Consider the following 6,327-nt stretch of genomic DNA (forward strand, 5'->3'; position numbering starts at 1 on the left):
TAGTTTTATTTTCACTTTTTTGAAAAGTGAAGACAAAATCGGACACTTGCTTATTAAAGCGAGTGATACCACTGCGGAGTGGTAGTTCAGTTGGTTAGAATACCGGCCTGTCACGCCGGGGGTCGCGGGTTCGAGTCCCGTCCACTCCGCCACTTATATTAAGCCTCAGTCGAAAGACTGGGGCTTTTTTCGTTTCTACTGCGACGTTTCCCTGAAGAGTGTTTATACACCTAACTAGACTATTTCACATAATCCCTACTAAGCGAACTCTGCGTAATTACACACTAGGCTTTAATTAATTATAGGCCGGTGATGCTGTGGAAAGGCAATATGACCTACAAACAAGCCTAAGTAATCTATGGTATTCAAAGGCGTTCAACGACTTGAATCTTGATGAGAAAGAAAAAACGAATTGGAAGATGAAAGATTGAAGGAGCTCTTCATTAGCGAGGTGATGATTTTCGACGCTGAACATTTGATGAGTCTCAGAAAAAATATATCGCCAAAGGGTAAGAAGCGCCAGAACAGAGAGGGGTAGCTTAGCTCGAGGCTGTAAGCTATGCGGAATACTCACAAACGTCAAAGCTCAAACCCATTAAGAGAGTCGCTCTAGATCTAAGTGGTTATGTGCTTATTCCAAATGGATTATATGAAAAAGCCAACTGCTAAAGCGGTTGGCTTAGTATAAAAATTTCGACGTACTTTAGAGCGAGAAATGATGTCTAAAGAATACGTTTTAAAACACCATCTGCCTTTAGGCGGGTAATTTTTCTGACCAGTCGCTGTACCTCTATAGGATAGTCTTCTACTTTCTCTAATTGCTTATAAGTACAGATAAGGTGAGTATGCTCAAGAATACGCGAAACTTCGTCTTCAAACTTCTCAGTGAGCTTCGCATAATTGTCTTGTATGAGTAGCCCATTTTCTAGGTCGAGTGACCAAGCACGTGGATTTAGGTTATTCCCAGTAAGTAGCATATAGCGTTTATCAACCCAAATACCCTTAAGGTGGAAGCTGTTATTGTCATGCTTCCATAGGTGAATTGACAATTTACGTGCGGCGATATTCGCTTCATTGGCTTTCGCAAAGCGACGCAAATTCACTTCGTAAAGATATGGAAGTCCGCCAATGGTTTTAAAGTCTTCCTCAGGTGCAATGTAAAAGTCATTGGCGGTTTTATCGCCCACAACAATAGTTACTTTCACACCACGCTTCATGGCTCGTTTCACTTCACGATGAAGTGCTTTAGGGAAGTTAAAGTAAGGCGTACAAATGAAAATTTCGTCTTGGGCTGCTGCCAATAACTTTACAATCTGTTGATTGAGCAGATTACGGCGTTTGCCTAGCCCAACTAACGGAGTGACTTTTACACTTTCTTCTGTTGCAGCTTGGTCTTCAAACTTATAGTTGGCTTGAGCAAGAGAAGCCCTCAGTTGGCGAATCGCCGACTTTATTTCTTTGGTTTCTGGCTTATCTTTTCCTGCAAGATCATTAACGGCAGGGTGAGCAATCATTTCTTCCTGAATGAATTGCACCATTGAATTCGCTAAAGATTCATGTCGAATCACATGGTAACGATCAAATCGATAACGTTCATGATAATGGAGATAAACGTTATTTAAGCTCGCCCCACTGTAGATAACAGTATCATCGACAATGAAGCCTTTTAAATGCAGTACCCCAAAAACTTCTCTGCCACGCACTGGTATGCCATAGACAGGGATTGGGTGCTGGTACTTACTGGCATATGCTTTGTAAAGCGCTGAATTACCCTCAGATGTCTCCGCACCAATCAGGCCACGCTGCGCTCGATGCCAGTCGACACAGATATTGATGTCCAACCCAGGATTGCGCTGTTTCGCTTCATAAAGCGCAGTGAGAATTTCACGTCCAGCTTCATCATCTTCCAGATATAGAGCGACTAGGTAAATTCGCGACGTTGCTTTGCTGATAGCATCTAAAAGACGGGTTCTGAATGATTCTGCTGAATACAGAACATCAAAGTCTTCCGGATTGACAGCGAGACTTGGCAACTGTTCGAATGGATTCCTACTTACTATCATATCGGTATGAGTACCTTAGTTTAGTGCAATATTGCGAACCTGCCATTTTATCAAAGATATGATTTACCTGGCTACAAAAGCACGCGTTTTGATGTCGTTGAAGAGATGAATTGCATTGGAATGAGATCTTTACCGCTATCTACGTAACGTTGAAATGCCATTTTTAGCGGGTGTGGTAGCTCAGAGCAATCAATTGTTGTGAATCCATGCTTGGAATAATAGGATTCGAGATGTGTAAACGCGAAGCAATAATCGCCATCAGTGAAAACATTGTTTTTACAATGAGTTAGTAGTTTTTTTCCAATCCCTGTTCCCCTAACTTTCGGAATGACCAACATTCCTGTCAACAGACGAACTTTATCTACACCTTTTAAACGTAGTAACGCAATGATTTCACCCTTATGGCTTGCTGTAATGATCAATTCATCCTTTTTGGCTCGACCCGCAGGGTAATACGCTTTGTATAGTTTCTTAATGAGGGGGAGCTTGATGGGATTTAACACTTCTATGATTAATGAGTCTGGTATTGTCACTGCGGTTAAAAGATAACTAATGTAGAATGTCGACAGTTTAAGAGAATCTTATCTGGTGTTGCAAACCTACTATGCAAATTAAAACAAATGCGAGCCTAAAGGCTTACCATACTTTTGGAATTGAACAATCGTGTTCCTATTTAGCTATCGTTGAGTCGCTCGAAGATGTTATTGAGCTATTTCAAAACCCAAGATTCACCCATTTACCGAAACTTTTTTTAGGTAAAGGAAGTAATGTTCTTTTTACAGAACATTTTGAGGGATTAGTGATTGTTAATCGAATCATGGGTAAAGAAGTCACGGAAACGGATGAGCACTACCTATTACATATTGCCGGTGGTGAAGATTGGCCTGAATTGGTTTCCTGGTGTGTGAATCAGGGGATCGGTGGGATCGAGAACTTAGCTTTGATTCCAGGTTGTGCTGGCTCGGCTCCTATTCAGAACATTGGTGCGTATGGCCTAGAGCTAAAAGACATCTGTGATTATGTAGATGTTCTTGACCTAACTACGTTTGAAAACAAAAGAATGCACGCCCAAGACTGTGAGTTTGCCTATAGGGATTCCATATTTAAACATGCGTTGCACGGAAAGTGCTTTATCACCGCATTAGGGCTTAAGTTGGCGAAGCAATGGCAGCCGATTAACCAGTACGGCCCTTTACAAAGTATCCCAGAAGAACAACTCAGCCCTGCTTCTATCTTCGAACGAGTATGCCAAGTGCGAAAGGCAAAACTACCAGATCCAACCAAGATAGGTAACGCAGGTAGTTTCTTTAAAAACCCAGTGATCACGCAAGATCACTATGATCGACTCACAAAAAAATACCCTAACGTAGTGGCCTACCCAGCTTCTGGAGGAATGAAAATTGCTGCTGGTTGGCTTATCGATCAGTGTGGATTAAAAGGGAAGTCTGTACACGGTGCGCAGGTCAACCCTATGCAAGCTTTGGTTTTGACCAACATGGATAATTGTAGTGCAGATGACATTGTCGCGCTTGCTTCTTTAGTGAAGCAGACAGTATGGGACAAATACCAAATCATACTTGAGCATGAAGTACGCTTTCTCAATCGTACCGGGGAGACCAATTTGGCTCAGATCGAGGCATCTAGATGAGAAAAGATCACTCTACGAAACTTCATATTCTAAAGTTATTAAGTGATGGAGAGTTTCATTCAGGAGAAGCGTTGGGCGACGATCTTAATGTTTCTAGAGCGGCAATCGCTAAGCACATTAAAGGTCTTAGTGAATGGGGTATTGATATTTATCGAGTGCAAGGGCGCGGTTACCAATTAGCCTCACCATTGCAGTTGTTAGACGAGACTCTCCTTACCACTAGCTCGGAGTCACTTGTTGAACTCGTCCCTGTGATTGACTCAACGAATCAATATTTGCTCGACAGAGTCGCGGATTCGGAAAAGGGCCGTGTTTGTATTGCTGAATATCAAGCACAAGGGCGTGGTCGCCGCGGTAGACAATGGGTCTCACCGTTTGGCTCTAACTTATATCTCTCTATGTATTGGCGACTGGATGCAGGAATGGCTGCGGCAATGGGCTTGAGCTTGGTGATTGGGATTGCCGCAGTGGAAGCTTTGGAAGAAGTAGGCATGCAAGGTGTTAAACTCAAGTGGCCGAATGACTTGTATTATCAAGATAAAAAACTGGCCGGAATCTTGGTTGAAATGTCGGGTCAGGCCGGTGGGGCTGCTCATCTAGTGATTGGGATGGGCCTGAATATTGGAATGCCTGACGACCAGCCTGAGATTGACCAGCCATGGACCACGTTGAACCAAGTAAATCAGAGTCTCAAGAACGATAGAAATGTTCTAGCAATGACACTTATCAAGCATTGGAATTCCGCACTTGTCGAATATGAAATGAAAGGGCTTACTGGCTTTATCGAACGTTGGAATCGGTTAGACAATTTCCTTAATCGTCAGGTCAAACTGCTTATTGGTCCTAGAGAGGTATATGGCGTCGTTCGAGGCATCGATCATCAAGGTGGAATATTAATCGAAACCTCCCAAGGACTCGAGACTTATATTGGTGGTGAAATCTCGTTGCGTAAAAGTGACTAATCTTCGATTACTTTCGCAACGAGACTTTATCAACCAAGTGGTTAACGCCTTTGTGTAGAATCAAGTGGGCTCTCTCACGAGTTGGAAGAATATTCAATTCTAAATTGAGCCCATTAATATCATGCCAAATTTGCTTCGCTTTTTTCTTTGCGTCATCGACAGAGAGTTGTGTGTAGTGGCTAAAATAAGAGCCTGGTTTCGTAAAGGCCCCTTGGCGAAACTTTAAAAAGCGTTCTACATACCAATGTTCAATGGTCTCTGTTTCTGCGTCGACATAAATTGAAAAATCTAAAAAGTCAGAGACGAAGACACGATGCGGGTCATGTGGATAGTCCATTCCACTTTGCAGAACGTTTAAACCTTCAATAATAAGAACATCCGGTCTATCCACTTTTCTTAGTTCATCAGTAATGTCATACGTGATGTGAGAGTAGATGGGTACTTCAAGATCGGGCTTTCCTGCCTTTACGTCAGACATGAACTCGACTAAACGCTTGATATCATAGGATTCAGGGAAGCCTTTACGATGCATGATACCGCGTTCTTCTAGTACTTTTTTCGGATATAGGAAGCCATCTGTTGTAACCAAGGAGACTTTGGGGTGATTCTCCCAACGAGAAAGCAATGCCGTTAGAATACGAGCAGTCGTACTTTTGCCTACAGCAACACTGCCAGCGATACCAATTACGAAAGGGGGAGCATGTTCCTCTGTATTTAAGAATTGTTGTAATACGGAATTGCGGCTTTGACGAGCTTGGACATACAGATTCAAAAGACGAGACAAAGGAAGGTAGATCTCTACCGCTTCCTCCATGGTTAGGTTTTCATTAATGCCCTGAAGCGCAGTCAAGTCGTCTTCAGAAAGTGTCATCGGTACAGAGTTTCTTAACTCGGCCCAATTTGCACGGTCAAATGACAAAAATGGACTCATGGGTCTCGTTTATCCTTGGTTTAATAGAAGCAAGAACATACATCAAGCGAACTTCAAAGCAAACGACAAAGGTCGAAGTTTACTTTAAAAAAGCCAAGTTTGTACGAATTTGCAGCAAACGAATCTAAAAAATCGAAATTTATGATTTTTTTTCAAATTACTATTGCAACCTAGAAAATCATTCAATAGAATGCGCACCACTTATGCCGACTTAGCTCAGTAGGTAGAGCAACTGACTTGTAATCAGTAGGTCACCAGTTCGATTCCGGTAGTCGGCACCATTCTTTCCTTTAGTAGTCTGAATGGCTTGAAAATTTGGAGGGGTTCCCGAGTGGCCAAAGGGAGCAGACTGTAAATCTGCCGGCACTGCCTTCGATGGTTCGAATCCGTCCCCCTCCACCATATTCTTTAGGAAATAGCTCTCAGAGTTACGTGTTGCGGGCATCGTATAATGGCTATTACCTCAGCCTTCCAAGCTGATGATGCGGGTTCGATTCCCGCTGCCCGCTCCACTCTAATTTGAGTGCTGATATAGCTCAGGTGGTAGAGCGCATCCTTGGTAAGGATGAGGTCGGCAGTTCGAATCTGCCTATCAGCACCAGCTCTCAAGTTTATTTCCTTTTGATATTAGATTTACCAATTATCTTTTTTTGGTTGCGTGGTCAATTTGGGCCACCTAAATCCGTACCTAGAGGGACCACTCATGTCTAAAGAAAAATTTGA

5 protein-coding genes and 5 tRNA genes are annotated in these 6,327 nt (G+C 42.7%); 7 read left to right on the top strand and 3 right to left on the bottom strand.

The window, feature by feature from the left end:
* The first annotated feature begins 75 nt into the window (after positions 1 to 75).
* Positions 76 to 152 (top strand) — tRNA-Asp (locus KJB35_RS27660).
* Between the two features lie 570 nt (positions 153 to 722).
* On the opposite strand, the gene pssA is transcribed toward KJB35_RS27660, so the two are convergent.
* Together pssA and KJB35_RS27670 are read right to left on the bottom strand one after the other, a co-directional pair.
* Complete coding sequence (gene pssA, locus KJB35_RS27665; RefSeq protein WP_025768993.1) at positions 723 to 2,063, bottom strand: CDP-diacylglycerol--serine O-phosphatidyltransferase; 1,341 nt, start codon at positions 2,061 to 2,063, stop codon at positions 723 to 725.
* 71 nt (positions 2,064 to 2,134) lie between these two features.
* Positions 2,135 to 2,566, bottom strand: a complete 432-nt coding sequence (locus KJB35_RS27670) for a GNAT family N-acetyltransferase (RefSeq protein ID WP_017633746.1) — start codon at positions 2,564 to 2,566, stop codon at positions 2,135 to 2,137.
* Between the two features lie 101 nt (positions 2,567 to 2,667).
* Here KJB35_RS27670 and murB point away from each other — a divergent pair, with 101 nt between their 5' ends.
* Both murB and birA read left to right on the top strand, forming a co-directional pair.
* Entirely contained in the window at positions 2,668 to 3,711 is a 1,044-nt protein-coding gene (gene murB, locus KJB35_RS27675) for a UDP-N-acetylmuramate dehydrogenase (RefSeq protein WP_053303319.1), read from the top strand.
* The gene (birA, locus tag KJB35_RS27680) at positions 3,708 to 4,673 is read left to right on the top strand and encodes a bifunctional biotin--[acetyl-CoA-carboxylase] ligase/biotin operon repressor BirA (RefSeq protein ID WP_054579710.1); all 966 of its coding nucleotides are present in this window, start codon (positions 3,708 to 3,710) and stop codon (positions 4,671 to 4,673) included. Before murB ends, birA begins: the two co-directional genes overlap by 4 nt.
* Before the next feature lie 7 nt (positions 4,674 to 4,680).
* Here birA and coaA read toward each other — a convergent pair whose 3' ends face one another.
* Complete coding sequence (coaA, locus tag KJB35_RS27685) at positions 4,681 to 5,604, bottom strand: type I pantothenate kinase (RefSeq protein ID WP_005388683.1); 924 nt, start codon at positions 5,602 to 5,604, stop codon at positions 4,681 to 4,683.
* 205 nt (positions 5,605 to 5,809) lie between these two features.
* Between coaA and KJB35_RS27690 the strand changes: the two genes are divergently transcribed.
* From KJB35_RS27690 to KJB35_RS27705, 4 genes are all read left to right on the top strand, one after another.
* A tRNA-Thr gene (locus KJB35_RS27690) sits at positions 5,810 to 5,885 on the top strand.
* Positions 5,886 to 5,921: 36 nt separating this feature from the next.
* A tRNA-Tyr gene (locus KJB35_RS27695) sits at positions 5,922 to 6,006 on the top strand.
* 35 nt (positions 6,007 to 6,041) lie between these two features.
* A tRNA-Gly gene (locus KJB35_RS27700) sits at positions 6,042 to 6,116 on the top strand.
* A gap of 13 nt (positions 6,117 to 6,129) precedes the next feature.
* Positions 6,130 to 6,205, top strand: a tRNA-Thr gene (locus KJB35_RS27705).
* Positions 6,206 to 6,327 lie beyond the last annotated feature (122 nt).

This window comes from Vibrio sp. D431a (assembly GCF_030248655.1).
Taxonomy (GTDB): domain Bacteria; phylum Pseudomonadota; class Gammaproteobacteria; order Enterobacterales; family Vibrionaceae; genus Vibrio; species Vibrio alginolyticus.